Annotated in this window: 23 protein-coding genes and 2 tRNA genes; 12 read left to right on the plus strand and 13 right to left on the minus strand. The window is 67.2% G+C overall.

Features of this window, described 5'->3' with window-relative positions:
• The first annotated feature begins 105 nt into the window (after positions 1-105).
• Positions 106-924 (plus strand): sulfurtransferase, encoded by an 819-nt coding sequence (locus ACFWVD_RS24410; protein ID WP_379246500.1) that lies wholly within the window; start codon positions 106-108, stop codon positions 922-924.
• 7 nt (positions 925-931) lie between these two features.
• Here the strand turns inward: ACFWVD_RS24410 and ACFWVD_RS24415 are convergent, their stop codons facing one another.
• Entirely contained in the window at positions 932-1,618 is a 687-nt protein-coding gene (locus ACFWVD_RS24415; RefSeq protein WP_379246502.1) for an HNH endonuclease family protein, read from the minus strand.
• A gap of 67 nt (positions 1,619-1,685) precedes the next feature.
• On the minus strand, positions 1,686-2,048 hold the full coding sequence (locus tag ACFWVD_RS24420; RefSeq protein WP_379246504.1) for a hypothetical protein: 363 nt from the start codon (positions 2,046-2,048) through the stop codon (positions 1,686-1,688).
• 171 nt (positions 2,049-2,219) lie between these two features.
• Between ACFWVD_RS24420 and ACFWVD_RS24425 the strand changes: the two genes are divergently transcribed.
• Entirely contained in the window at positions 2,220-5,135 is a 2,916-nt protein-coding gene (locus tag ACFWVD_RS24425) for a DEAD/DEAH box helicase (protein ID WP_379246506.1), read from the plus strand.
• Complete coding sequence (locus tag ACFWVD_RS24430) at positions 5,135-5,884, plus strand: SWIM zinc finger family protein (protein ID WP_379246508.1); 750 nt, start codon at positions 5,135-5,137, stop codon at positions 5,882-5,884. The genes ACFWVD_RS24425 and ACFWVD_RS24430 overlap by 1 nt, the downstream gene beginning before the upstream one ends.
• A 36-nt stretch (positions 5,885-5,920) precedes the next feature.
• Here ACFWVD_RS24430 and ACFWVD_RS24435 read toward each other — a convergent pair whose 3' ends face one another.
• The 4 genes from ACFWVD_RS24435 to ACFWVD_RS24450 form a co-directional block, all read right to left on the minus strand.
• Positions 5,921-6,328 (minus strand): DUF3224 domain-containing protein, encoded by a 408-nt coding sequence (locus tag ACFWVD_RS24435; protein ID WP_379246510.1) that lies wholly within the window; start codon positions 6,326-6,328, stop codon positions 5,921-5,923.
• A 44-nt stretch (positions 6,329-6,372) separates the two neighbouring features.
• Positions 6,373-7,488 (minus strand): amidohydrolase family protein, encoded by a 1,116-nt coding sequence (locus tag ACFWVD_RS24440; RefSeq protein ID WP_379246512.1) that lies wholly within the window; start codon positions 7,486-7,488, stop codon positions 6,373-6,375.
• Positions 7,489-7,521: 33 nt separating this feature from the next.
• A complete protein-coding gene (icmF, locus tag ACFWVD_RS24445; protein WP_379246514.1) occupies positions 7,522-10,746 on the minus strand; it encodes a fused isobutyryl-CoA mutase/GTPase IcmF in 3,225 nt (1,074 codons plus the stop codon).
• A gap of 87 nt (positions 10,747-10,833) precedes the next feature.
• Positions 10,834-11,385 carry a hypothetical protein gene (locus ACFWVD_RS24450; RefSeq protein ID WP_379246516.1) on the minus strand — a complete coding sequence of 184 codons (552 nt, stop codon included), beginning with the start codon at positions 11,383-11,385 and terminating at the stop codon, positions 10,834-10,836.
• A gap of 96 nt (positions 11,386-11,481) precedes the next feature.
• Here ACFWVD_RS24450 and ACFWVD_RS24455 point away from each other — a divergent pair, with 96 nt between their 5' ends.
• Positions 11,482-12,552: an enoyl-CoA hydratase/isomerase family protein gene (locus tag ACFWVD_RS24455; protein ID WP_379246518.1), complete on the plus strand. Its 1,071-nt coding sequence runs from the start codon at positions 11,482-11,484 to the stop codon at positions 12,550-12,552.
• 67 nt (positions 12,553-12,619) lie between these two features.
• Positions 12,620-13,414 carry an enoyl-CoA hydratase gene (locus ACFWVD_RS24460; protein ID WP_379246520.1) on the plus strand — a complete coding sequence of 265 codons (795 nt, stop codon included), beginning with the start codon at positions 12,620-12,622 and terminating at the stop codon, positions 13,412-13,414.
• A 10-nt stretch (positions 13,415-13,424) separates the two neighbouring features.
• On the opposite strand, the gene ACFWVD_RS24465 is transcribed toward ACFWVD_RS24460, so the two are convergent.
• From ACFWVD_RS24465 to ACFWVD_RS24480, 4 genes are all read right to left on the minus strand, one after another.
• Positions 13,425-14,471 (minus strand): hypothetical protein, encoded by a 1,047-nt coding sequence (locus ACFWVD_RS24465; RefSeq protein WP_379246522.1) that lies wholly within the window; start codon positions 14,469-14,471, stop codon positions 13,425-13,427.
• 24 nt (positions 14,472-14,495) lie between these two features.
• Complete coding sequence (locus ACFWVD_RS24470; RefSeq protein ID WP_379246524.1) at positions 14,496-15,083, minus strand: MarR family winged helix-turn-helix transcriptional regulator; 588 nt, start codon at positions 15,081-15,083, stop codon at positions 14,496-14,498.
• Between the two features lie 38 nt (positions 15,084-15,121).
• A tRNA-Cys gene (locus tag ACFWVD_RS24475) sits at positions 15,122-15,193 on the minus strand.
• Between the two features lie 67 nt (positions 15,194-15,260).
• Positions 15,261-15,875: a hypothetical protein gene (locus ACFWVD_RS24480; protein WP_379246526.1), complete on the minus strand. Its 615-nt coding sequence runs from the start codon at positions 15,873-15,875 to the stop codon at positions 15,261-15,263.
• Between the two features lie 143 nt (positions 15,876-16,018).
• Here ACFWVD_RS24480 and ACFWVD_RS24485 point away from each other — a divergent pair, with 143 nt between their 5' ends.
• Positions 16,019-16,387, plus strand: a complete 369-nt coding sequence (locus tag ACFWVD_RS24485; protein WP_379246528.1) for a VOC family protein — start codon at positions 16,019-16,021, stop codon at positions 16,385-16,387.
• Positions 16,388-16,468: 81 nt separating this feature from the next.
• Positions 16,469-16,699: a hypothetical protein gene (locus ACFWVD_RS24490; RefSeq protein ID WP_379246530.1), complete on the plus strand. Its 231-nt coding sequence runs from the start codon at positions 16,469-16,471 to the stop codon at positions 16,697-16,699.
• A 576-nt stretch (positions 16,700-17,275) separates the two neighbouring features.
• Here ACFWVD_RS24490 and ACFWVD_RS24495 read toward each other — a convergent pair.
• The 3 genes from ACFWVD_RS24495 to ACFWVD_RS24505 form a co-directional block, all read right to left on the minus strand.
• Positions 17,276-17,348 (minus strand) — tRNA-Arg (locus tag ACFWVD_RS24495).
• An 86-nt stretch (positions 17,349-17,434) separates the two neighbouring features.
• Positions 17,435-18,139 carry a DUF305 domain-containing protein gene (locus ACFWVD_RS24500; RefSeq protein WP_379246532.1) on the minus strand — a complete coding sequence of 235 codons (705 nt, stop codon included), beginning with the start codon at positions 18,137-18,139 and terminating at the stop codon, positions 17,435-17,437.
• Positions 18,139-19,026 (minus strand): DUF3105 domain-containing protein, encoded by an 888-nt coding sequence (locus tag ACFWVD_RS24505; RefSeq protein WP_379246534.1) that lies wholly within the window; start codon positions 19,024-19,026, stop codon positions 18,139-18,141. The genes ACFWVD_RS24500 and ACFWVD_RS24505 overlap by 1 nt, the downstream gene beginning before the upstream one ends.
• Positions 19,027-19,115: 89 nt before the next feature.
• On the opposite strand from ACFWVD_RS24505, the gene argS reads away from it, so the two are divergent.
• Genes argS through thrB form a run of 5 tightly spaced genes read left to right on the plus strand, consistent with a single transcriptional unit; the run spans position 19,116 to position 25,613 of the window.
• Positions 19,116-20,777 carry an arginine--tRNA ligase gene (argS, locus tag ACFWVD_RS24510; RefSeq protein WP_379246536.1) on the plus strand — a complete coding sequence of 554 codons (1,662 nt, stop codon included), beginning with the start codon at positions 19,116-19,118 and terminating at the stop codon, positions 20,775-20,777.
• Positions 20,778-20,811: 34 nt separating this feature from the next.
• Positions 20,812-22,236, plus strand: coding sequence for a diaminopimelate decarboxylase (gene lysA / locus ACFWVD_RS24515; RefSeq protein WP_379246538.1), 1,425 nt, complete (start codon positions 20,812-20,814; stop codon positions 22,234-22,236).
• Positions 22,233-23,573 (plus strand): homoserine dehydrogenase, encoded by a 1,341-nt coding sequence (locus ACFWVD_RS24520; RefSeq protein WP_379246540.1) that lies wholly within the window; start codon positions 22,233-22,235, stop codon positions 23,571-23,573. Before lysA ends, ACFWVD_RS24520 begins: the two co-directional genes overlap by 4 nt.
• Positions 23,570-24,664, plus strand: coding sequence for a threonine synthase (gene thrC / locus ACFWVD_RS24525; protein ID WP_379246542.1), 1,095 nt, complete (start codon positions 23,570-23,572; stop codon positions 24,662-24,664). The genes ACFWVD_RS24520 and thrC overlap by 4 nt, the downstream gene beginning before the upstream one ends.
• Before the next feature lie 22 nt (positions 24,665-24,686).
• Complete coding sequence (thrB, locus tag ACFWVD_RS24530; protein ID WP_379246544.1) at positions 24,687-25,613, plus strand: homoserine kinase; 927 nt, start codon at positions 24,687-24,689, stop codon at positions 25,611-25,613.
• Positions 25,614-25,729: the final 116 nt, after the last annotated feature.

A 25,729-nucleotide genomic window follows, 5' to 3' on the forward strand; every position in this document is an offset into this window, starting at 1 on the left:
AAGTGGACTGATCGGTGGGGGTGCTGAACGGTCCAGTTATCGCACTGGCGGCGCGTAGGGTGTCGGGAACGGTTTCGCAGGTGGGGCAGGCTGGGAGGATGGGTAGTGGGCGAGGTGTTGATTTCTTCGGCGCAGCTGCGAGAAGAGCTGGTGGACAACGATATTCATCTGCTCGATGTGCGGTGGGCGCTGGGTGACCCCAACGGTCCCCAGCACTACCTCGACGGCCACATTCCGGGCGCGGTGTTCGTCGACCTGGAAACCGAGCTGGCCGCCGCGCCCTCGCCCGCTCGTGGCAGGCACCCACTGCCCGACCCTGGCACCTTCGAGAAGTGTGCGCGCAGTTGGGGATTGGGTGATGGACAGCCCGTGGTGGTGTACGACGCGACCGGCGGTATGGCCGCGGCACGAGCATGGTGGCTGTTGCGCTGGGCGGGCGTGGAAAACGTCCGCATCCTCGACGGTGGCCTTCCCGGCTGGATCGCGAAGGGTGGCGAACTCGCGACCGGCGCCGAACCGGACCCGGTGGGTGGCGACCTGGTGGTGCGTCCCGGTGGCCTGCCGGTGATCGACGCGGACGCCGCCGCGAAATGGTCGGGCGTGCTGCTGGACGCGCGGGCCGGGGAGCGGTACCGCGGCGAGGTCGAGCCGATCGACCCGCGTCCCGGACACATCCCCGGCGCGGTCAGTGCACCAACCGCCGAAAACCTCGACGGCACAGGGTATTTCCGCAGTGTCGAAGAACTGCGTGATCGGTTCGCGGGATTCGGCGAAGGCCCGGTCGCGGTGTATTGCGGCTCCGGCGTCACCGCTGCCCATCAAATCGCTGCCCTGGCTGTCGCAGGCATCGATGCCGCCCTCTATCCGGGTTCGTATTCGCAGTGGTCGAACGACCCCAAACGGGCGGTGGCAACCGGGGCATAGCGGGCACTCACGGGCAGCCGCGGGCGATCTCGTGCAGGGTCGCGTTGTCGGCGGCCGTGATAGGTAAGTCGTAGTCGACGGCGACGGTGAGGTACTTGGCCGCGTAGAAGCAGTGGTTGGGGCGGGCGGGCGGCAACCATTCGGAGGGGGTGTCGTCGCCTTTGGATTGGTTGGTGCTGCCGCTGGTGGCCAGCAGATTCACCGAGAGGTCGTTGGCGAGGCGGCGGCGTTTGTCGGGCGTCCAGGTGGCGGCGCCCATGTCCCAGGCGGCAGCCAGGGGGTAGACGTGGTCGATCTGGATGCGGCCCGCGTCGGATTTGGTGAAGGGGATCTCGGTTCCCGTGTACGGGTCGGCCAGGATTCCCTCGACGACCACGCAGCGCCCGCGATGCACCACGTCTCGCAGCTGCATCGCCAGGACGTTGTTGCGGGTGTCGCAACCGTCATGACCGCCTGGGGCGTCGGAATCGTCGGACCAAGCAGGCCCGAACACGCATCCCTGGCCCGGTTTGCACCCTCGTTCGTAGCCGCCTGGCCGGGGGCGTGAGGCGACCACGCGAACCTTGTCGAGCAGCGCGGTCACCTCGACGCGCGTGGGACTACCCGGCGCCGGCGTCACCGGCTCGTCGGCGCGCAGCACCCCGCAACCGGCAAGCGCGAGCACCGCGACCAGCAACAACGCGAGTTTCCCCATACCCGTAGGTGTAGTCGCCGGCACCGACAAGTTCCGCCGGAGATCAAGGTAGGGGCGGTGAGCAGCCCTACAACCAGGCGCGCGCCAGCAGATCGTCGGCCTCCACGTCCGCGGTGCGGGGCGGGAAGCGGGTGGCGGCGATCGAGGACACGTGCGTGCCGTCGTGGCCGATCAGCCAGGACCCGCCGCGGTCTTCGCACTCGGCGATCTTCGCGAACACGGTGAGCAGGAAGGTGATGGATTCTCGGGGATCGATGGTGTTGGCCAGGCGCTGGGATTCGCCGGGCCGCGCGGAATCCAGCCACACGCCGGCTTGGCCGTCCAGGCGCATACCGAGGACCTTGGTGGTGTCGATGAAGGTGAATTTGCGTCGCTCCCACGGGGTCGTGGGTGTGTAGCTCTGCTCGAGAACCTGGAGCAGAATCGTCATGCTGTCCTCCGTGCGAAGACGAGGGTGTCATCGGCCGTATGGAGTTGTCGCCGGTGGGTGTCCCGGCCCGTGACCAGGGGATATTCAAGTATGTTCCGGCAGCGCGCAGAAATCTAGGGGCAATCAAGGGGCCTGAGCGACTTGTCGGTGGCACCTGCTTGGATGGTGTTCATGCTGCACGGTCTGTGGTCCCCCGAATCGGGCCTGCTGCTGTGGCATGACGGGGACCCGGTCGCGGTGGGGTCGGCGCTGGGCGACATCTTGGATCGCGCCAGGTTCCGGCACCGCGCCCAGGTGCTGGTTGTCGATGCCGCGGGGCAGTCCGGCACCGCCGAGGTTCGCGCGCACGCGCTCGCGCCACCGACGGCGGCCGTTGTGCTGCGCAGTCGGCTCCCGCGCGACCACATCTCCGGCGATCTGCGGTTCCTGGCGCACGTCGCGCGGGGGATCGAACGGTGGGTGCGCGCGGGGCGGGTGGTGCCGCAGATCGAGCGGGCCGACGGGCAGTGGTGGGTGCGCTGGCGGCTTGTGGGCGGGCAACGTCAGCGGGCGTGGCTGGCCGAACTGGCCACCGCGATGCCGCCCGCGCTACGAGTCGCGGGTTCGCCCGCCGCCGTGCTCGAGGACCTGTGCACCCATCTCACCGACCCGATCGCGCGCGAATACCTCGCGCACCGCACCCTGACCCACCCGCTGCTGTCCGCGCTGGTCGGTGACACCCCGCTCGACGAGGGCTCCTACCGGCTGTCGGAAACGTTGACGCAGTGGCGCGAAGGCTATGCCGCCGACGAGCCAGAACTCGTGCTGCGCCTGTGCGAACCCGACGGCGAGTTCGGCGCCGTCGACGAATCGGTGGCGCTGTGGCGGTTGCAGGTGTGCTTGCGCCCCGTCGACGACGCACCCAAACCCGTTGCGTTCGACGATGATCCGGTCCTGGTGCGCACGGCGGCGGAAAAGCTGGGCCAGGCGCGAAAAGCTTATCCGCGACTGCGTGACCTGCCCACCGACCCGCGCGGTCTCGACCTGCTACTGCCCACCGAAGTGGTGGCCGACCTGGTCGCGCATGGCGCACATGCGTTGCAGGAGGCGGGAATTCGACTGTTGTTGCCGCGTGCGTGGAATATCGCCGAGCCGAGTATGCGGTTGCGGGTGAGCAGCCCGGCCGCCGCGGAGTCCACCGTCGGTTTGAGTGGATTGCTGTCCTACCGTTGGGAATTGGCGCTGGGTGACCTGGTGCTCACGCAGGCCGAGATGGAACGGCTGATCAGCAGCAAGTCCGATCTGGTGCAGTTGCGCGGCGAGTGGGTGCAGGCCGACCATCGCGCGCTGGCCGCGGCCGCCCGCTATGTCGCCCAGCACGCCGACGACAGCCCGATCACCCTGGCCGACATGATCGGTGAACTCGCGGCCGAGCGGGTCGACAATGTGCCGGTCACCGAGGTCACGGCCGACGGGTGGGCGGCCGAACTGTTCGCCAGGGACATCGAAGCAGAGCCGGTCCCGGTGCCGGTCGGGCTGAAAGCCCAGTTGCGGCCGTATCAGGAACGCGGTCTGAGCTGGTTGGCCACGATGAGCAGGCTGAACTGCGGCGCGATCCTGGCCGACGACATGGGTCTGGGAAAGACCGTTCAAGTGCTGGCACTGCTCGTGCACGAGCGTGAAGCCGATCTGGTCGGCGTGCGGTCCGCACCGCCGGTGCAGTCGCCGCAGCTCGACGCGCCCCCGACTAGTGAGGAACTGCTGACAGCCCCCAGCGGGGCAACGGTCAGCACGGAATCGGTGGCCGACTCTGGAATCGGTCCCACCTTGCTCGTCTGCCCGATGTCGGTGGTCGGCAACTGGCAGCGCGAGACCCAACGCTTCGCCCCCGACCTGCGTGTACTCGTCCATCACGGACCGAACCGCCTCACCGGCACGGAATTCGCTGCCGCGGTAGCGGATTCGGATCTGGTGATCACCACCTACGCATTGCTCGCCCGCGACATCACCCTGCTGAACGAGCAACTGTGGGAACGCATCGTCCTCGACGAAGCCCAGCACATCAAGAACGCGGTGACTCGGCAGGCCCGCGCGGCCAGGGCACTCAAGGCCCGACATCGGTTGGCGCTCACCGGAACTCCGGTGGAGAACCGGCTGGAAGAACTACGTGCCCTGTTCGACTTCGCCATGCCCAAACTGCTCGGCAGCCCGCAATCGTTCCGCGCCAAGTTCGCGGTGCCGATCGAACGCGAACGCGACCAGCAGGCTATCGACCGACTGCGCCTGATCACCGACCCGTTCGTGCTGCGCAGACTCAAAACCGATCCGACCGTCATCAGCGACCTGCCCGAAAAACTGGAGATGACGGTGCGGGCCAACCTCACCGTCGAACAGGCAGCCCTGTACCAGGCGGTCGTGGACGACATGCTCGAGAAACTCAAAGACGCGAAAGGCATGGCCCGCAAGGGCGCGGTGCTCGGCGCGCTGACCCGGCTCAAACAGGTCTGCAATCACCCCGCCCACTACCTCGGCGACGGTTCGCCGATCCTGCGCCGCGGCGGTCACCGCTCCGGCAAACTCGCCCTGGTCGAGGACGTGCTCGACTCGGTCGTCGCCGACGGCGAGAAAGCCCTGCTGTTCACCCAGTTCCGTGAATTCGGCGACTTGATCCTGCCGTATCTCACCGAACGTTTCGGCACCCCGATCCCGTTCCTGCACGGCGGGGTCAGCAAGCAGCGCCGCGACGACATGGTCACCGGTTTTCAGGGCGACAACGGCCCGCCGCTGATGCTGCTGTCGCTCAAAGCGGGCGGCACCGGCCTCAACCTCACTGCCGCCAATCACGTGATCCATCTGGACCGCTGGTGGAATCCGGCCGTGGAGAACCAGGCCACCGACCGCGCGTTCCGGATCGGTCAGCAGCGTGCGGTGCAGGTCCGCAAGCTGGTGTGCGTGGACACGATCGAGGAGCGGATCGACGAGATGATCAACGGCAAGAAGGCATTGGCGGATCTGGCCGTGGGCGCGGGGGAGAACTGGATCACCGAGCTGAGCACCGACGAACTGCGCGAACTGTTCACCCTGGGCGCCGAGGCGGTGGGTGACTGATGGCCGATTTCAGCCAGTTCGGTCCGCGGAAACCGGTGCGCGGCGGTGCGCAGGCGCGCGGCGGATTCGGTCGGACCTGGTGGGGCAAGGCGCTGCTGGACTCGGTGGAGCAGGTGGCCGACGCGGGCAGACTTTCGCGCGGGCGCACCTATGCCAGGGCCGGGCAGGTGGTGAACTACCGGATCGAACGCGGCGCGGTGACCGCGGAGGTGCAGGGCAGTCAACCCAGCCCGTTCACCTCGGTGCTGGCGATCCGGCCCCTGCGCGACGACGAGATCGAACTGCTGCTCGCCCAGATCCGCGAAGCGCCCGGCATGCTCGCCGAAATCGCCTCCGGCGCACTACCTCCGGCGCTGGGCCCGCACCTGCTGCCGACCACCGCCTCGGAACTGGACTTCACCTGCAGTTGCCCGGATATGGGTTGGCCGTGCAAACACGTCGCCGCGGTCTGCTACCTGCTCGCCGAACGCCTCGACGAACAGCCCAGCGACATCCTCACCCTGCGCGGACTGGACCTGGACACGCTCATCGGCGGCGTCGAGAAGTCCGCGCACACCACCGATTCCGATGACCCCTACGGCGACGAACTGGTCCTGCCCGACCTGCCCCGTATCGAATTCCACGCCGTCATCGAGGATCTAGACCCGATCCCGCTACGCCGCGCACTGCGTATGTCCGCCGAAGACGAGCAGACCGCCGCCACTGGCCTTCGCGAATTACGTTCGCTGTACACCGAATTCGACAGCTGAGCGACTGAACTCAGTTCTACAGTGGAGCCGAGCGGCTCAGCCCAGTTCGTATTCGAACCAAATATGGTGCACCCCTTCCGGATCCACATTCAGCGCACCGGTGCCCGTGAGCCCGGCCAGTTCGCCGGTACCGCTACCCGGCACGATATGGAAGAACTCGGCCGTGCGATCAGTGCCCCCGGTGGTGGCCGAGTGGACGAAGTTGAACGCGCCCGACTTCCCGTTGAGCGCCCCCTCGAACGACTCCATCGCGAAATAGGTGCCCGCCCCGGTACTCATATCGAACGCGGCGGTGAACAGGGTGGCCGACACCCCCTCGATCTCGCCCGCGAAGGACTTGGTCATGGTCGAGACGCCCACCGGCATCCCGGTGACGATGGGCGGCTGCGGCGTCAGATCGGTGGGATCGAACGCGGTGACTTCGAATGTGCCGATTGCTTTCATGCGCCGATGCTAAACCCGCCCACCGACAAAAACCGGCGACCCACTCAGTCCGCGGTGTCGATCCGATAGACGCGGGCCGCGTTGCCGCCGAACACCTTCCGCAGATCATCGCGGTCGGCGCCCGCGTCACTCAACCCGGTCGCCACGGCCTCCACCGCTCCGCCCAGGCTGGTGATCGGCTTGTCGATCGGAAAGTTGGATCCCCAGATCAGCCGGTCGGCGCCGAACACCGCCAGCGCGTGCGCCAGCAGGGGACCCACCCGCGAGATCAGTTCGGGCACCGGCGTGACCATGCCGCGCGGCGGCACCGGATGGCCCAGCACCGGCATCATCAGCCCGCTGACCTTGGCCACCACGTTCGGTTGCGCGGCCAGATCGGTGAGATCGTCGCGCCACCGATGAAACAGCACCTCGCGCTGCCGGGCGGTGTGTCCGGTGTCCTTGCCGACCGGGCCGAAGATCCCGGCCGGGGTCCCGAGATGGTCGAGCACGATCGGCACCTCGGGGAACCGCTCGGCAAGCGCGGTCACCTCGGGCAGCTGGCCCGAATACACCCACGCGTCGTACGAGAGTCCCCGCTGCGCGAGCTGCCCGAAACCGTTCAGGAAGGCAGGGGAGGTGAGCACGCCGTCATGGGCGGCGAAGGACTTCACGCCCCGGTCGGGATGGTGCGCGACCATGCTCCTGACGCCGTGGAACAGCGGCGACGCGGACTGATGCGCATCCAGCACCGCCCCGAAGTCGGCGGCGGACGGGTCGGCCGAGCCGACGATGCAGGCCAGCGCGGGGGTGTCCACACCGAACGGCAGGCTCGCCACCCACCGCGTCTCGTCGGGCTGCCAGCCTGCCCATTGCACCTCGATGTGCACCACCGATTCCACCGGCGAACCGCCGCGGTCCGCGCGGTAATCCGCCGGCAGGTAGGGGTGCAGATAGGCGGTCGGATCGCCGACGAATTCACGGTCCGCGCGCGGGGCCAGCTTCGACGCGATATCCACCGGTAAAGGCAGATAGCGCATCAGGCGCGCCAGCTTGCTGAACTCGCGTGGCGTGCCGTGCGGGTCCCACTGGTGCATATGGGCGTCGATGATGTCGAAATCGGTCAGATCCATGCTGTGCGTCCCGTCGCCGCCGCTGGCATTACTCCCGGCGATTGTCACACGCGTACAGCGTCGACGGTCGGATTACGCCGCTCACACCGTGCGCCGATATTGCCCGCCCACCGCGAAGAACGCATCGGTGACCTGCTGCAAGGTGCACACCCGCGCCGCGTCCATGAGCACATCGAAAATGTTGCCGTCGGTATGGGCCACCTCGGCCAGGCGGGCCAGTGCTGCGTGCGATTGTTCGGCGTGCTCGGTCTGGAAACTGTGCAGGCGATCCAGTTGCGAGCGGCGTTCGGTTTCGGTGCCGCGGGCCAATTCCATCGGGGCGCGCTCGGTGTCGTCCTCGCGGCCACGGAAGGTGTTCACGCCCACGATCGGCAGCGAGCCGTCGTGTTTGCGCTGCTCATAGCGCATGGACTCGTCCTGGATGCGACCACGCTGGTAGCCGGTCTCCATCGCGCCAAGCACCCCGCCGCGTTCGCTGATCCGCTCGAATTCCAGCAGCACAGCCTCTTCGACCAGATCGGTCAGTTCGTCGATGATGAAACTGCCCTGCAGCGGATTCTCGTTCACCGCCAGACCCCATTCCTTGGCGATGATCAACTGAATCGCCAGCGCGCGACGCACCGAATCCTCGGTGGGCGTGGTCACCGCTTCGTCGAAAGCGTTGGTGTGCAGACTGTTGCAATTGTCGTAGACCGCGATCAGCGCCTGCAGGGTGGTGCGAATGTCGTTGAACTGCATTTCCTGGGCATGCAGCGAACGGCCCGAGGTCTGCACGTGGTACTTGAGTTTCTGGGCCCGTTCGCCCGCGCCATAGCGGTCGCGCATCGCGATCGCCCAGATCCGTCGCGCCACCCGGCCGATCACCGTGTATTCGGGATCCATCCCATTGGAGAAGAAGAACGACAGGTTGGGGGCGAAATCGTCGATCGCCAGACCGCGCGCGAGATAGGTTTCCACATAGGTGAACCCATTGGACAGCGTGAACGCGAGCTGACTGATCGGGTTCGCGCCCGCTTCGGCGATGTGATATCCCGAAATCGAGACCGAATAGAAATTGCGGACATCGTTGCGCACGAACCATTCCTGCACATCGGCCATCATCCGCAGACTGAACTCGGTGGAGAACAGACAGGTGTTCTGCCCCTGATCCTCCTTGAGAATGTCGGCCTGGACGGTGCCACGCACGGTCGACAGGGTGCGCGCGCGGATCCCGGCGGCCTCCTCGGGTGTCGCGGCACGGCCTTCGGAATCCGAGAAACGGTGCAGTGCTTGGTCGATCGCGGTGTTGAGGAAGAACGCGAGAATGGTAGGAGCCGGGCCGTTGATGGTCATGGAGACCGAGGTGGTCGGGGCGCCGAGGTCGAAACCGTCGAACAGGGTGCGCATGTCGTCGATGGTGGCCACCGACACGCCCGAGGTGCCGACCTTGCCGTAGATGTCGGGGCGTGGGGCCGGATCGTGGCCGTAGAGAGTCACGGAGTCGAAGGCGGTGGACAGGCGGGTGGCTTCGGCATGGGCGGACAGGACTTTGAAGCGACGATTGGTGCGGGCCGGGTCGCCTTCGCCGGCGAACATGCGGGCCGGGTCCTCGTTCTCGCGTTTGAAGGGGAAAACGCCTGCGGTGAACGGGAATCGGCCGGGCAGATTCTCCGCGCGTAGGAAGCGCAGGAGTTCGCCGTCGTCGGTGTAGCGAGGGAGGGCTACGCGGGGAATCATTGTGCCGGACAGGGATTCGCGGCGAAGGACTGTGCGTAGGTCGCGGTCGTGGATCTGGACCACCTGTTCGTCGCCGCGGTAGCTTTCGGCGACGGTGGGCCACTCGGCCAATGCCGTCGTCGAACCCGGGGACAGGGTGGGGCGCGCCTGGGTGAGCAGGTCGGCGACGGCGGTGTCGTCCGGTAGCTCTTCATGAACCAGGGTCAGACGCTGAACGCGTTGGGCAGCAGCGACTTCGCGTGCGGTGTCCGCGTGATAGCCGCGAACCGTGTCGGCGATATCGGCCAGGTAGCGAACTCGTGCGGGCGGCACGAGTTGGGCGAACCGGGTGGAGACCTTCGTATCCACTCGGGGCAGTACGCCCGGCTCCAAGGCTAGGCCGTGCTCGGTGAGCAGGCCCGTCAAGTGCTGGTACAGCGCAGTGACGCCGTCATCGTCGAAAGTGGCTGCGCTGGTGCCGAATACGGGCATATCGGCGGGACTCGCCCCGAATTCCGCACGGTTGCGGATCAATTGGCGGGCCACATCGCGCGCCGCATCGGCCGCACCACGGCGCTCGTACTTGTTGATCGCGACCACATCGGCGTAATCGAGCATGTCGATCTTCTCGAGCTGGGAGGCGGCGCCGAACTCCGGCGTCATCACATACAGCGCCACATCGACGTGGTCGACGATGCCCGCGTCACCCTGGCCGATGCCGGGCGTCTCGAGAATCACCAGGTCGAAGCCCGCGGCCCGGCAGGCGGCGATCATCGTGTCGATGTCGTCGGGCAGTTCGTGATTGCCGCGCGTGGCCAGCGACCGGAAGTAGACGTGGTCGCCGTCCAGCGCGTTCATCCGAATCCGGTCACCCAGCAGTGCCCCGCCCGCACGTCGGCGGGTCGGGTCCACTGCGAGCACGGCGATGCGCAGCTTGTCCTGCTGGTCGGTACGCAACCTGCGCACCAATTCGTCTGTGAGAGAAGACTTTCCGGATCCACCCGTGCCGGTGATGCCCAACACCGGGACCTGCCGTTTGTTCGCCGCCGCCAGGATCGCGGAGCGGTCCGCTTCGGGCAGTGCGCCCTGCTGCAGGCAGGTGATGGTGCGCGCCAACGCATTTCGATCGCCGGTGTAGAGGGCGTCGAGATCGGGGGCGTTGCGGGTGGGGTCGACATCGCACAGCTGGATCAGCTCGTTGATCATTCCGGGCAGGCCGAGGCGCTGACCGTCCTCGGGCGAGAAGATCCGCACCCCGCTCGCCGCCAGGCGCTCGATCTCCTCGGCGACGATCACCCCACCGCCCCCGCCGAAGATCCGCACGTCACCCGCGCCCGCCTCGCGCAACGACTGCGCCAGATATTCGAAGAACTCCAGGTGCCCGCCCTGATACGAGCTGACCGCCACCCCCTGCACGTCCTCCTCGATCACCGCGTCGACGATCTCGCGCACCGACCGGTTGTGCCCGAGATGGATCACCTCCGCACCCTGCGCCTGCAGGATCCTTCGCATGATGTTGATCGCCGCGTCGTGCCCGTCGAACAGGGCCGCCGAGGTCACGAACCGTACGGGATTCGTAGGAACATGCAGGCTCACGACTGCCTCCGCCATTTAGTAGATAGCCCGATACTAGGACATCAAACTAATTCTAGTGTGAACGGCGTCACTCTGCTGCGAAACGGGCCCCTCGGTGCGGGTTCAGCGGATGAGCGTGGTTTCCTGCGCGCGGATCGTGCGGAAGAACCTCGGGCCCACGTCCGCGCCGTCGTGGTTGTAACTGTCGATGATGTCGGCGAGTTCGTCGGCGAGTCGGCGCAGGTCCCTGGTGGCGGTGATGCGGTCGAACTCGTCGGACTCCCAGCCCCAACTGGGCGGGATCTCGGTGATGGTGACCACGATCTGGTCGGCGAACGGGGTGGTGACCGCGACCGCGAGCTCGGCGGGGGCGGCGGCCAGCGGGCTGTGGATTGTGACCTCGCCGGGTGCGCCCGCCGGGGCGAAAGTGCGCGCGAACGCGATGTCCTCGCGCACGAATTCCACGATCGACGCGGTGGTCGCGTGCCTGCCCGCGCGGTGGTGGCGCGACCCGTACACGCGATCCGCGGCAGCGTGAGAAGGGTTGTGGTCCATGGTTTTTCGCAGCAACCGTTGCAGCATCCGCTCGGCGGTGGCGCGTTCGCCCGCGCCGGTGTTCTCATGGTCGATCAGTGCGCGTAGGCGCGTGATGCGCACGAAGTGGTCGCTGCCCATGACCTGATTGTGCCGCACATCGCGCGCCGTGGAATGCGTCACATCCGGCGTGCCACAGTTTCAGATACTCGGACATCCAACTTTATCGTGACGGGCATGAGTGAAGCGGAAGTGCTGTTCGAGGTGCGCGACGCGCTGGGTCTGATCACGTTGAACCGGCCGCGCGCGATCAACGCGCTCAACCACTCGATGAGCCTGGCGATCACCGAGAAACTGCGCGCGTGGGCCCTCGACCCGGCGATTCGGACCGTCGCGGTCGTCGGCGCGGGCGAGCGTGGGCTGTGCGCGGGCGGCGACATCGTGGCCATCCACCGCGACGCGAAGGCGATCAACGACGGCGGCCCCGACGCGCCCGCGCCGCTGGACACCGCGGCGGCCGCGTTCTGGCGCGACGAATACCTGCTCAACGACCTGATCGGCAGTTATCCCAAGCCGTATGTGGCGGTGATGGACGGGATCGTGATGGGCGGCGGGGTCGGGGTGTCCGCGCACGGCAGCCATCGCGTCGTCACCGAGCGGTCGCAGATCGGGATGCCCGAGGCGGGCATCGGCTTCGTGCCCGATGTCGGCGGCACCTACCTGCTGTCGCACACGCCCGGTGAGCTGGGCACGCACGTGGCGTTGACCACCGCGCGGATGGGTGCGGGCGATGCGATCGTGGCGGGGTTCGCCGATTCGTTCGTGCCGTCCGAAGATCTGCCAGCCCTGCTCGACGCGCTGCGGACCGCCTCCGCTGACGAGGCCATCGCCCGATTCTCCACTGCCGCACCGGAATCCGAGCTGAACGCACAACGCGAGTGGATCGACACCTGCTACTCCGCCGACACCGTCGAACAGATCGTGGAAGCTCTGCGCGCCGCCGACTCCCCGGAAGCGACCAAGGCGTGCGAGGACCTGCTGTCCAAATCGCCGATCGCGCTGAAAGCGACCCTGCGCGCGCTGCGCAACGCCCGCGAGCTCACCCTCGCCGGGGCGCTGAACGTCGAATTCCGGATCACCGTGGCCGCGCTGAGCACGCACGATCTGGCCGAGGGCATTCGCGCGCAGGTGATCGACAAGGACCGCACCCCACGCTGGTCGCCCGCGACTCTCGCCGACGTCACCGACGCGCAGGTCGACGCCTACTTCGCCCCGCTCGGCGAGCACGAACTGGGTTTGCCCGCCTAATAGGAAGTCCGCGTGGCTCGGTATCGTCTGCACCATCCATAAACCGTTGATCGACAAGAGGGTGGCCGTGACCGAATTCGAGACGATTCTGCTGGAGCGCAAGGGTGGCACCGACGGTAAAGGTGGGGTCGGCTGGATCACCCTGAACCGGCCGAAGGCGCTCAACGCCCTCAACGCCCAGGTCCTCGACGACGTCATCGCCGCGCTCGACGAACTCGACCGCGACGACTCCATCGGCGCCGTGGTGATCACCGGCTCGGAAAAGGCCTTCGCCGCGGGCGCCGACATCAAGGAGATGGCGCCCAAGTCGTACATGGACATGTTCCTGGCCGACTTCTTCGCCCGCTGGGACCGCCTGGCCAACTTCCGTAAGCCCACCATCGCCGCCGTGTCCGGCTACGCGTTGGGCGGCGGCTGTGAGCTGGCGATGCTGTGCGACATCCTGATCGCCGCCGACACCGCCAAATTCGGGCAGCCCGAGATCACCCTCGGTGTGATCCCCGGCATCGGCGGCTCGCAGCGCCTGACCCGCGCGATCGGCAAGGCCAAGGCCATGGACCTGATCCTGACCGGCCGCATGATGGGTGCCGAGGAAGCCGAACGCTCCGGGCTGGTCTCGCGCGTCGTGCCCGCCGCCGAACTGCTGGACACCGCGCTCGAGGCCGCGCAGACCATCGCGTCGATGTCGCTGCCCGCCGCGATGATCGCCAAGGAAGCGGTGAACCGCTCGTTCGAATCCACGCTGGCCGAGGGTCTGCTGTTCGAACGCCGGGTGTTCCACTCGCTGTTCGCCACCGAGGATCAGAAGGAAGGCATGGCGGCGTTCATGGAGAAGCGTCCGCCGAACTTCACCAACCGCTGATTCGCTTGCGCTAGTTGGGTTTCCAGCTCGGCGCACCATCGATGAACTGCGCGGTACTCGGCGCGGTCCCCGGTTCGGGAGGCCGCGCCGAGTCGTTGCTGAGCAGGCCGGCGATCGTGCCGCCCAGGGTGGCTGTGATCGCGACCGCGATGAGTAGTCTTCGCTGGCCGATGCGCGGTGCGACCGGCGTGGCTCCCGCGCGACGACGCGGCATTCGCAACCGCGCCGAAGGTTTGCGTTCGCACAGCAACACCGCCCCACGTGCCGAAACATATTCCGGCTCAGGGTCATACACGATCGGCAGGCCGATCAGCCGGGCCAGGTCGGCGCGCAGGCTCGGGTTGCGGGTGCAGCCGCCCAGCAGTGCCAGCGCGCCGGGCTGCACGCCGGTTTCCGCGATGATCTGACGCACGAATTCCGCCGAATCACGCAGTCCCGCTTCGCATAACTCGGCCAGGTCGCTGCGGGTCAGCACCGCGCGTCCGCCGGTATCGGCATCGGACGCGGTGACAACGGCGGTGCGGCTCAACGACTCTCGGTGTTCTCGGCTGGTGTGCGCGTCGGTGGAGATACCGCCGCGGGCGAGCTGCCAGCGCAGGAGCGCGTCGTAGCCGTTGCCGCTCAGTGCGGTGCTTCGCCTGCTCGCGAGGATGGTGTCCGTGCGGCAATCCGCGTGTGTGACAGTCAAACCCGAGCAGCCCAGGTCGTAGAGCAGGACCGAATCGGTGGCGGGCAACATGCCGGTGAAGCGCAGGTAGCGCAGCTGGGCCAGTGGTTCGTCGACGATCGCGAAATCGGCCTGCCCCGCGGCCGCCCGGATCGCGTCGGCCTGCAGTTCGCTGCGGCAGGTGACGGCGGTGCCGGAGATGTACTCGTCGCGTTGTGCCGCCGCCGCGCGCATTCGCTCGATCGCGAGGATTACCGATTCCTCCACCGAGCCGCCCGCCCGGCGCGGTACCTGAATCCGGTCGATGGGCGGCATATGCGGCTGATCGGAATGGGTCAGCACCGCTCGGGCACCACCCGCGCCCGCCGACACCCCCAGAATCAGCACCATCGCTTCATCGTGGACCTTTTTCGGCTACCTGCCAAGAGATTCGGTCGAAGATTCCCCGGTCGGTTGCCAGGTCGCGTGGAATGCGAGGTTTTCCGGGTCGTCGGCCTCGAAGTCGCCGGCGTCGTGTCGGAACTGGGCCAGCAGGGCTACCAGGTCGCGGCCCTGGTCCGGCGGTAGGCCGGGCTCGGCGAACACCTCGGTGTTCAACGCCTCCGTCGCCTCGGCAACGGATTTCCTTCCCGCGCTGGTGATTTCGATCAGCGTTGCCCGTCGGTCACTGGGATGCGGGACGCGAACCACCAGACCGGCGGCCTCGAGTCGATCGACGGTATTGGTCACGCTCGTGGGATGCACCTGCAGCCGCGCGCTCGCCTTCGCCATCGGCAGCGCGCCGGTCCGGCTGAAACTGAGCAACTGCAGCAGTTCGTACCGGGAAAACGTCAGCCCCGACGGTTTGAGCGCCTCGTCGACCCGCGCCATCACGATCTGCTGCGCACGCACCAGCGACGTCACCAACGCCATCCCGTCGGCCACCGACTCCCACCCGTGCCCCACCCACTGACGGTAGGCCTCGGCGATGGGGTCCTGGGAAAGCGGTCTGGGCCGTGACATGAAAACGATCATTCCACGACCCAGCCGCTTTCCCACAGAGCGAGCGGCGGGAATTGAACCCGCGTAACCGGCTTTGCAGACCGGTGCCTCAACCACTCAGCCACGCCCGCCTCGCCATTGATACTGCCGAGTTCGGACGGTCGCGGCCAGGGTTGCGATCAGCGTGATCGCAACCGGTCAGTGCTTGTTGGCCGGTGCCGAGCAGATCTTCCAGGTGCCGTCTTCCTTGGCCAGATGCTCCTCGGTGCTGGACTCGGTAGCGGGCTGTTCGCCCTGCACCGACAGCGTCAGCTGGCCGACCACCGTCGCCTTGGCATCGTCGCCGGTGATCACGATGTCCTTCACCTCGTCGATGCTCACCTGCACCGTGGCCTTGTCGAACTGCTCGCGCTGCTCGGTGGTGAGATTGTCGATCTCGGTGCGATCGGCCTGGCAGGCCAGCTGCGCGGCGGCGATGAAACCGTCCGAATCGAGGGTGTCGTAGAAATCGCGCACCGCGACATCGATCTGCTTCTCATCCGACGACAACGGCGTACGCCCCTGCATCGTGAGCACCACACCCGTGACCAACACGCCGATCACCACCAGTGCGACGACACCGAGCGCGACGAACAAACCGGTCCGCTTCTTCTTCGGCGCCTGATCCGAAAACCCTTGCGCCCCATCCGGATACCCCGCCTGCGGATACCCCGGCGGCGGACCTTGGGGCGGCACCCCCTGCGGCGGTGTCCCCTGCGGGAACGGCGGCTGCTCACCGAAAGGAGGCTGTTGCCCCTGCGGCGGATTCGTCATGGCAACGCTCCTGATGTCATCGGGGACAACGCCCCCCAAAACCAGTGGAACCGTGCGAGATCAAACCAGAACACGAAGCTTTCGGCGTACCGTAACGTGCTGCTTCGCCCCAGCGAAATCTGGGGCCGCCCGAGGAGTTGAAAATGCCCCCACGCCTGGACCTCGTCGCAATAACCCTCGATTGCGCCGACCCTCAGAAGCTGGCCGAGTTCTACCACCTGGCAACCGGTTTCGAACCGCACCCCGAGTCCGGCGCCGACTTCGCCGGCCTGAACCGTGCCGACGGACTATTCCTCGGATTCCAGCGAGTAGAGAACTACCGCGCGCCGCAATGGCCCGAACAAACTGTGCCCCAACAGATCCACCTCGACTTCAAGGTAGAAGACCTCGATCCCGCCGAGACCATGCTGCTGAACCTGGGAGCAACCAAACCCGAACACCAGCCCGCCGGCACCAAAGCCCGCGTCCTCCTCGACCCCGCCGGACACCCCTTCTGCATCACCCTCGTCTGAGCTACGAGAACGGCAGCCGGAGAGCTTGGCGGGAACGCCGGTCGCCGTCGCTTCGTATCCGTCAGGACTACGCTCGCCGCCATGACATCAGCTGATGATCCGAACGGCGAAATGACGGCCATGTCGTTGAGCGATGAGGACCAGGAGCTCGTAGACCTCGAAGAGCCTGTGGTCGATGGTCCGACTCCCATGACAGCGAGGGACTTCGTGGCTGACTCCATGGACGGCCAAGCGCAGGACTCGGAGTGGACGGTATCGGGTGAACCTTCGGTCAGCGGTTCCGGGTGGACAGTCGAGCTGCCCGACGACTGAGGGCGTTCAGCACTTCCGACGAGCCTGCTGCAGTGCCGACCACGCGTTCGGTCGCGGGAGCTGGAAGATTCGTTCGCCCGTCGAGAACAAGGTCGGGTGCCGGAAGTGTTTGGGGTGCAAAAGGTTCCGGGTGGGTTTGCCTGAAGTACGCTGGGATCACCTCCAGCTCAGGGGCGGTGCGGACGAAGTTGGTCCGATCCGTATCGCGCCGAGAAAGGAGGTGGTGGGTATGGCGAGACATCGCCGGGGAAAGAGCAAGGCCCCGGTCGATTACGGCATCATCTTGACCTGTGCTGCCGTGATCGCCGGGGCGCTCCTGTTGGTCCGCCGAGTTCGGTTGGCTAGCTGATCCCACCAGGGTAGGGCGTCGTTCCCGCGGCGTCCTACCCGCTCGGCATCACTCACGTGATGGGTCCGATGATACTGCGCCCCTCGGAATGGGTCTAGTGGATCAGTGCGCATCGGCCGGTCGTGTTGTCTGCGGTTGTGACGATCTCGTGTCATCGACGCCAGTTGATCGCCAAACAAAAAAGGCCCCGCCAGCTGAAGTGCTGGTCAGGGGCCTTCTTCGTACTGTGCCCTCGGCAGGAATCGAACCTGCGGCCTTCTGCTCCGGAGGCAGACGCTCTATCCCCTGAGCTACGAGGGCGGGATAGTGGCCGGTCGCGGTGAGGCGATCGGGCGTCGACAGCGTATCGCATGGGGGGCGGTGTGCCAAAAACGGTGGTGGGGTGGTCAGCTCAGGGGGAGGGGGGTGGCGCCTCGGGTGGCCAGCATGGTGGTCATCAACTGGGATTCGCTGGACTGGGTTTTGGACATCGTCGCGGCCAGGGTGCGCACGGCGGTGGTGTCGGCGTGTTCGGCGGCGTAGTCGAGCATGGGGGTGCCGCCCTGGTGGTGGCGCAGCATCAACTGCAGGAACATCGTGTCCAGGGCGGGGCCGGTGGATTGGCGCAGGGCGGTCATTTCCTCCTGGCTGGCCATGCCGGGCATCTGCTGCATCGGGCCGGACATCGCGGGACTGCCGGAGCCGTGGTGGCCGGCACTGCCGTGGTCGTCGGCCATCCAGCCCATGTAACCGTCGACGTTCTGGTTGGACTCGCCCCACAGCTGCAACCAGGCCTGCATGCGGCCGATCTGGTTCTGCTGGGTGGTCAGGATGTCGTAGGCCAGGCGGCGCACGTCGTTGTCGGTGGAGGCGATCAGCGCCACGCCCGCCATGTCGACGGCCTGGGCGTGATGCGCGGACATGTCCTGCGCGAAACCGATGTCGACCGCGCTGGGTGCGGGCTCGGACGCCTTTTCCAGCGGCATCCGCAACAGCACTCCCGCGACCGCGCCCAACAGCAGCAGGCCGATCGCGCCGAGCACGAGCACCGCACCGGCCGGGCGACGCGCGCCCGGCTCGGTGGTGGTGTCGTCGGGTTCGATGGTGCTCACTACTGGCCCGAGGGCAGGCCGCCCGGAACCGGGATGTTCGGCAGGCCGGGGATGCCAGAGCCGGTGCCGCCGCCGCCGAGTTCGGTCGGGTCCTGGGTCAGGCCCTTACCGTCCATCGGGACCGCTTCGGGACCGTAGGGCGAGGAGTCGAACGGCGGCGGGTTGTTCGCGTCGAAGATCGGGTTCGAGCAGCTCGCGCCGACCTCGGGGTAGGCGTACGGGTTCTCGCGCAGCGCGGAGATGAACTGCTTGATCCGCGGGTCGTCAGCGGATTCCAGCTTCAGCTGGTGGCCCCACGACTGCAGCGAGATCGCCGAGTCCAGACCCGGGTACGGCGACATCAGCGAGTACTGACGGCCCTTGACGAAGTTCGCCAGCGTCTCGACACCGGCCGCGTCGACCTTGTCCGGGTTGTAGGCAACCCAGACCGCGCCGTGCTCGAGCGAGTGCACCGCGTTCTCCATGCGGATCGGCTTGGCGTACACGGTGCCCGTGCAGTTGGCCCACGCGCCGTCGTGCGGACCACCGTAGGCGGGGGACTTGTCGTAGGCCACGCGCTGCTGCGGGGTCACGTGCAGCCCGGCCGGGTACTCGGCCTTGACCACACCGTCGATCTTCGACGACGGGTCCTGGTTGTCCTTGGAGGGCACCCATTCCTTCAGATCGGTCTGGGCTTCCCTGATCGCGGCCTGGTCCATGTACTTGGGCACCAGGCTGTAGGCCAGCAGGCCGACCAGCGCGACGATGGCAACGCCCGCGCCGAGAAGGGCCCATGGGGTTTCCCGCTTCTTCCCCGGAAGGTTGCCCTTACCGGGTTTGCGGGACGGAGACGACTTCCCCGCGGCCTTGACGGCCTTGGCTGATGTTGCGCTAGTCCTGCTCGGCATCGCTGCTTGTGCTCTTTCGACGTGTGGATCGGTGGGTTCGTGGCGGGCGGTAGTGGTTGCAAGGGGCCCAGCCAATAGGATAGAGACTCGTGACTCCAGCTGACCTTGCAGATCTCCTTCGTACCACCGCGGCGAAGGTGCTTGTCGAACGCGGACTGGACTCGTCGGTCCTGCCCGAGCAGGTCACAGTAGAGCGTCCGCGCAACCCCGAACACGGCGACTATGCCACGAATGTGGCCATGCAGGTGGCCAAGCGGGTGGGAACCAATCCTCGCGAGCTGGCCGGTTGGCTGGCCGAGGCGCTGTCTGCCAGCGAGGGAATCGATGTGGCGGAGATCGCCGGTCCCGGTTTCTTGAACATCCGACTGGCCGCTTCGGCGCAGGGTGCGATCGTGGGCCAGATCCTGGCCGCGGGCGATGTCTACGGCACCGGCGCCGCGCTGGCCGATACCAAGATCAACCTCGAGTTCGTGTCGGCGAACCCGACCGGTCCGGTGCACCTGGGTGGCACCCGCTGGGCCGCCGTCGGTGACGCGCTGGGGCGCATCCTGGCCGCGCAGGGCGCCGACGTGACCCGCGAGTACTACTTCAACGACCACGGCGCGCAGATCGACCGCTTCGCGAAGTCGCTGGTGGCGGCCGCGCTGGGCGAGCCGACCCCCGAGGACGGGTACGCAGGCGAGTACATCTCGGAGATCAGCGCGGGCATCGTCGCCGCGCATCCCGAGGTGCTCACCCTGTCCGCCGACGAGCGGCACGAGCTGTTCCGCAGCGAGGGCGTGCAGCAGATGTTCGCGCAGATCCGCGCGGATCTGCACGAGTTCGGCACCGACTTCGACGTGTACTTCAACGAGAGCGAACTGTTCGCCTCCGGTGCGGTCGAGCGTGCGGTCGAAGAACTCAAGAACTCGGGCAACCTGTACGAGAAGGACGGTGCCTGGTGGATCGCGTCCACCGAGTACGGCGACGACAAGGACCGCGTGGTCCTCAAGAGCGACGGCAACGCCGCCTACATCGCCGGTGACATCGCCTACTTCCAGAACAAGCGTGGGCGCGGGTTCGACCTGGCCATCTACATGCTGGGCGCGGATCACCACGGCTACATCGGCCGGTTGAAGGCGGCAGCGGCCGCGTTCGGTGACAACCCCGACACCGTCGAGGTGCTGATCGGCCAGATGGTGAACCTGGTCAAGGACGGCGTCGCGGTGAAGATGAGCAAGCGCGCGGGCACCGTGGTCACGCTCAACGACCTGGTCGAGCAGATCGGCGTCGACGCCGCCCGCTACGCGCTGGTGCGGTCCTCGGTGAACTCGAGCATCGACATCGACCTGGACCTGTGGACCAAGGCCAGCAGCGAGAACCCGGTCTACTACGTCCAGTACGCGCACGCCCGGACCAACAACATCATCGGCAATGCCGCGAAGTTCGCCGAATTCGCTTCCATCGCACCGGATTTCGCGTTGATGACGTCCGCGCGCGAAGGCGATCTGATTCGCACGCTCGGTGATTTCCCGCGCGTGGTCGCCACCGCCGCGGACACCCGCGAACCGCACCGCATCGCCCGCTACCTCGAAGAACTGGCCGGTGTCTACCACCCGTTCCAGTCCGACGACGACATGCGCGTGCTGCCCAAGGGCGACGACGTCGTCACCCCGCTCAACGCCGCCCGCCTCGAACTGGTCAAGGCGACCCGTCAGGTGCTGGCCAACGGCCTGGCCCTGCTCGGCGTGACCGCACCGGAGCGCATGTGAACACCGGCAAGCTTTTCAGGAAGGACGCACAACGATGAGTGGTGCACACCCGGCCGGTCCCCGGCACGCAGAAATCGCCCACGCGCCCAGTCTCGCGCAGCGCCCCACCGACCCGCGGGAAATGATCGACCTGCCCGCGAATGTGTGGCCGCGCAACGCTTCTCGCGGTGATGATGGCGTAGTTCGGCTGGCCGGCGTGCCCGTCACCGAGCTCGCGCAGCAGTACGGCACGCCGCTGTTCGTCATCGACGAAGACGACTTCCGGTCGCGCTGCCGCGACATGGTGCAGGCCTTCGGGCCCAATGCTCGCGTGCACTACGCGTCCAAGGCGTTCCTGTGCGGCGAGATCGCGCGCTGGATCCGCGACGAGGGACTGTCGCTCGACGTGTGCTCCGGTGGTGAGCTGGCGGTTGCGTTGAACGCCGGTTTCCCTGCCGAGCGAATTGCCTTGCACGGCAACAACAAATCCGTGATCGAGCTCGAAGCCGCCGTCGCGGCCGGGGTCGGGCACGTGGTGGTGGACTCGCTGTACGAGATCGACCGCCTGGAAGCGGTCGCCGGTGCCGCGGGCGTGGTGCAGGACGTGCTGGTCCGCGTGACCGTCGGCGTCGAAGCCCACACCCACGAGTACATCTCCACCGCCCACGAGGACCAGAAGTTCGGTTTCTCGATCGCCGGTGGCGACGCCATGCAAGCTCTCGCGCGAGTTTTCGAGGCCGACAACCTGCGCCTGGTCGGCCTGCACAGCCACATCGGCTCGCAGATCTTCGAACTGGACGGCTTCGAAATCGCCGCCCGCCGCATGCTCGGCCTGCTGCGCGAGGCCATCGACAAGTTCGGCATCGACCGCACCGCCCAGATCTCGACGCTGGATCTCGGTGGCGGCCTTGGCATTTCATACCTGCCCAGCGACAGCCCGCCCCCGCTGGGCGAGTTCGCCACCAACCTGCGCGCCCTGGTCGCCGCCGAAGCCGCCCGCGCAGGCCTGCCCGAGCCGACCATCGCCGTGGAGCCGGGTCGCGCCATCGCGGGCCCCGGCACGGTCACCCTGTACGAGGTCGGCACCATCAAGGATGTCGAACTCGACGGTGGCGCGCGTCGTCGCTACGTCAGCGTGGACGGCGGGATGAGCGACAATATCCGCCCCGCGCTGTACCAGGCCGACTACGATTGCCGTCTGGTCTCGCGCTCGTCGGACGCCCATGCGGTCGTCGCTCGCGTGGTCGGAAAGCATTGCGAGAGTGGCGATATCGTCATTCGCGACACGTGGATGCCCGCCGACGCGGCACCCGGGGATCTGGTCGCCGTCGCGGCGACCGGCGCCTACTGCTATTCGATGTCCAGTCGCTACAACCTGCTCACTCGACCCGCCGTGGTCGCGGTGCGTGACGGTGCGTCGCGACTGATTCTGCGCCGGGAAACGGTGGCGGACCTGCTCAGCCTGGAGGTGGAACAATGAACGGCACCAAAGACGCGGGACGCCCGCTGGGTGTAGCCGTACTCGGGATGGGCACTGTCGGTACCGAGGTGGTTCGCGTACTGCGCGATCACGCCGACGACCTGGCCTCACGAGTCGGTGCGCCGCTCGTACTGCGCGGCGTGGCCGTGCGCGACATCAGCAAGGACCGCGGTGTGCCCGCCGAATTGCTGACCACCGACGCCGAGGCGTTGCTGGCCCGCGACGATGTCGACCTGGTGGTCGAGGTCATGGGCGGCATCGACCCCGCGCGCAAGCTGATCGGCGACGCACTGGCCGCGGGCAAGTCCGTGGTCACCGCCAACAAGGCGCTGCTGGCCGACTACACCGGTGAACTGGCCGCCGCCGCCGAGGGCAGCCGCGCCGACCTGTACTTCGAAGCCGCCGTCGCCGGTGCGATCCCGGTGGTCCGGCCGCTGATCCAGTCACTGTCGGGTGACCGGGTGAACAAGGTCGTCGGCATCGTCAACGGCACCACCAACTTCATCCTCTCGGCCATGGACGAGACCGGCGCCGCCTACGACGACGTGCTCGCCGAGGCCACCGCGCTCGGCTACGCCGAAGCTGACCCCACCGCCGACGTCGAGGGTTACGACGCCGCCGCCAAGGCCGCGATCCTGGCCTCGCTGGCGTTCCACACGCGGGTGACCGCGGCGGACGTGTACCGCGAAGGCATCACCAAGATCACCGCTGAAGACCTCGAAACCGCCTCGGCGGTGGGCTGCACGGTCAAGCTGCTCGCCATCTGCGAGCGCGTTTCCGCAGGTCCGGGCGAGCCGACCTCGGCGCAGGGCGGCAAGGATCGCGTCTCCGTGCGCGTGTACCCGGCACTCATCCCGCGCAAGCACCCCCTGGCCTCGGTCAACGGCGCGTTCAACGCGGTGGTCGTGGAAGCCGACAACGCCGGTCGCCTGATGTTCTACGGCCAGGGTGCCGGTGGCGCCCCCACCGCGTCGGCCGTGCTCGGCGACCTGGTGATGGCCGCGCGCAACAAGTTCTACGGTGGGCGTGCGCCCGGCGAATCGGTTTATGCTGAACTGCCGATCGCGCCGATCGGCGACACCCCCACCCGCTACCACGTGAACCTGCAGGTAGAGGACCGTCCGGGCGTACTCGCCGCGGTCGCCGACACCTTCGCACAACACGGGGTGAGCATCTCCACGGTGCGTCAGCAGGGCCACGGCGACGGCGCCCGACTCGTGGTCGTCACCCACCATGCGGTGGAATCGTCGCTGGCAGATACTGTCGCAGTACTGGCGGACATGGAATCCGTGACCGCTGTGACCAGCGTTCTAAGACTGGAAGGCACCGAAGAATGAGCTCCACCGGCATCGCCCCCCAGACCGGCGTGCACTCGCGCTGGCCCGGTCTGATCGCTGCCTACCGCGACCGCCTGGCCGGTGCGGCCGACTGGGAGCCGGTGACCCTGTTCGAGGGCGGCACCCCGCTGGTGCCCGCGCCGTACCTGTCCGAACTCACCGGGTGCGAGGTGTACCTCAAGGTCGAGGGCGCCAACCCGACGGGTTCGTTCAAGGACCGCGGCATGACCATGGCCATGACCGACGCCAAGTACCGCGGTCAGAAGGCCGTGCTGTGCGCGTCGACCGGCAACACCTCGGCCTCGGCCGCGGCGTACGCCACCCGCGCCGGCATGGAATGCGCCGTGCTGATCCCGCAGGGCAAGATCGCGATGGGCAAGCTGGCCCAAGCCGTGATGCTGGGCGCCAAGATCATCCAGGTCGAGGGCAACTTCGACGACTGCCTCGAGCTGGCACGCAAGGTCACCGCGGAATTCCCGCAGGTCGGCCTGGTGAACTCGGTGAACCCGGCGCGCATCGAAGGGCAGAAGACCGCCTCGTTCGAGATCTGCGACGTGTTGGGCAAGGCCCCCGATGTGCACGTGCTGCCGGTCGGCAACGCGGGCAACATCACCGCCTACTGGCGCGGCTACCGCGAGTACCACGCCGACGGCATCACCAAGGTGCTGCCGCGCATGCTCGGCGTGCAGGCCGCCGGTGCCGCGCCGCTGGTCCACGGTGCTCCGGTGAAGGACCCCGAGACCATCGCCACCGCCATCCGGATCGGCGCCCCGGCGTCGTGGAACGGTGCGATGGAAGCCAAGGAGCAGTCCGGTGGTGCGTTCCGCGCGGCCACCGACGACGAGATCCTGGCCGCCTACCGCCTCGTCGCCGCGAAGGAGGGCGTCTTCGTGGAGCCCGCCTCCGCCGCGAGCGTTGCCGGACTGCTGGCCGCGCGCAAGGAAGGCTGGCTGGATTCGGGCCTGACCGTGGTCTGCACCGTGACCGGCAACGGTCTCAAGGACCCCGACAACGCCCTGGCCGGAATGCCCGAGGTCAAGCCCGTCGCCGTGGACCCGGTCGCTATCGCCCGCGAACTCGAGCTGGCCTGAGTTGAGCCCCGAGCCCACTCTGATGACAGCGACACTGCCCGCCGGTCTCGAAGTGACCGTGCGTGTTCCCGCCTCCACTGCCAACCTCGGACCCGGATTCGATTGTCTGGGAATGGCATTGGGCATCTACGACGAAATCGTGGTGCGCACAACCGAATCGGGTCTGAACATCCGGGTCGAGGGTGAAGGCGCCGACGACGTGCCATGGGGCCCGACCCATCTGGTGGTCCGCGCGATCGAGCGCGGACTGGAATCGCTGGGTGTGTGGGCCGACGGCCTGGACGTGGTGTGCCGCAACGTGATTCCGCACTCGCGGGGTCTGGGTTCCAGTGCGTCCGCGGTGGTCGGTGGGCTGGCCGCCGGTGCGGGGCTTGCCGCGAAGTTCGATCCCGCGCTGCGCCTGGACGGTGACCGTCTGGTGCAGCTGGCCTCGGAATTCGAAGGCCATCCCGACAATGCCGCGGCCAGCGTGCTCGGCGCAATCGTGGTGTCGTGGACCGAAACCGATGCGGTGTCGGGGCGTGACTACCGGGCCGTGCGGCTGACGCCGTCGCCCGCGTTGCGTCCGGTGGTGCTGATCCCGCAGGAGCGCTCGTCCACCGCGCACACCCGCGGGCTGCTGCCCGAGCAGGTGCCGCACGGCGACGCCGCGTTCAACGTCAGCCGGGCGGCGCTGGCCGTGGTCGCGCTGACCGAACGCCCCGATCTGCTGATGTCGGCCACGCAGGACCGGCTGCACCAGACCCAGCGTGCGCCCGCGCTACCGCTGACCACAAAGTGGATCGCGCGGTTGCGTGACGCGGGAATCGCGGCGACCGTTTCGGGCGCCGGACCGACAATTCTGGCGTTGACCACCGAAGAATTCCCCGATGACCTGCGCGAACAAGCCGAATCGGACGGTTTGCGCGTGCTCGAACCCGGCATTGCCGACGGGGTCGAAACGCACTGACGGCGTGCCTGCCTTGCCGTTGTTCGCAATGGGCAGCTATTCTGGGCAAGTCCGTACATCGTGCGCATCAGACGCCGGTGCTTCATCAGGGCAATCGCTCCCCATCACCACTGTCT

Origin of the sequence: Nocardia sp. NPDC058666 (assembly GCF_042714895.1) — a bacterium.
GTDB lineage: Bacteria > Actinomycetota > Actinomycetes > Mycobacteriales > Mycobacteriaceae > Nocardia.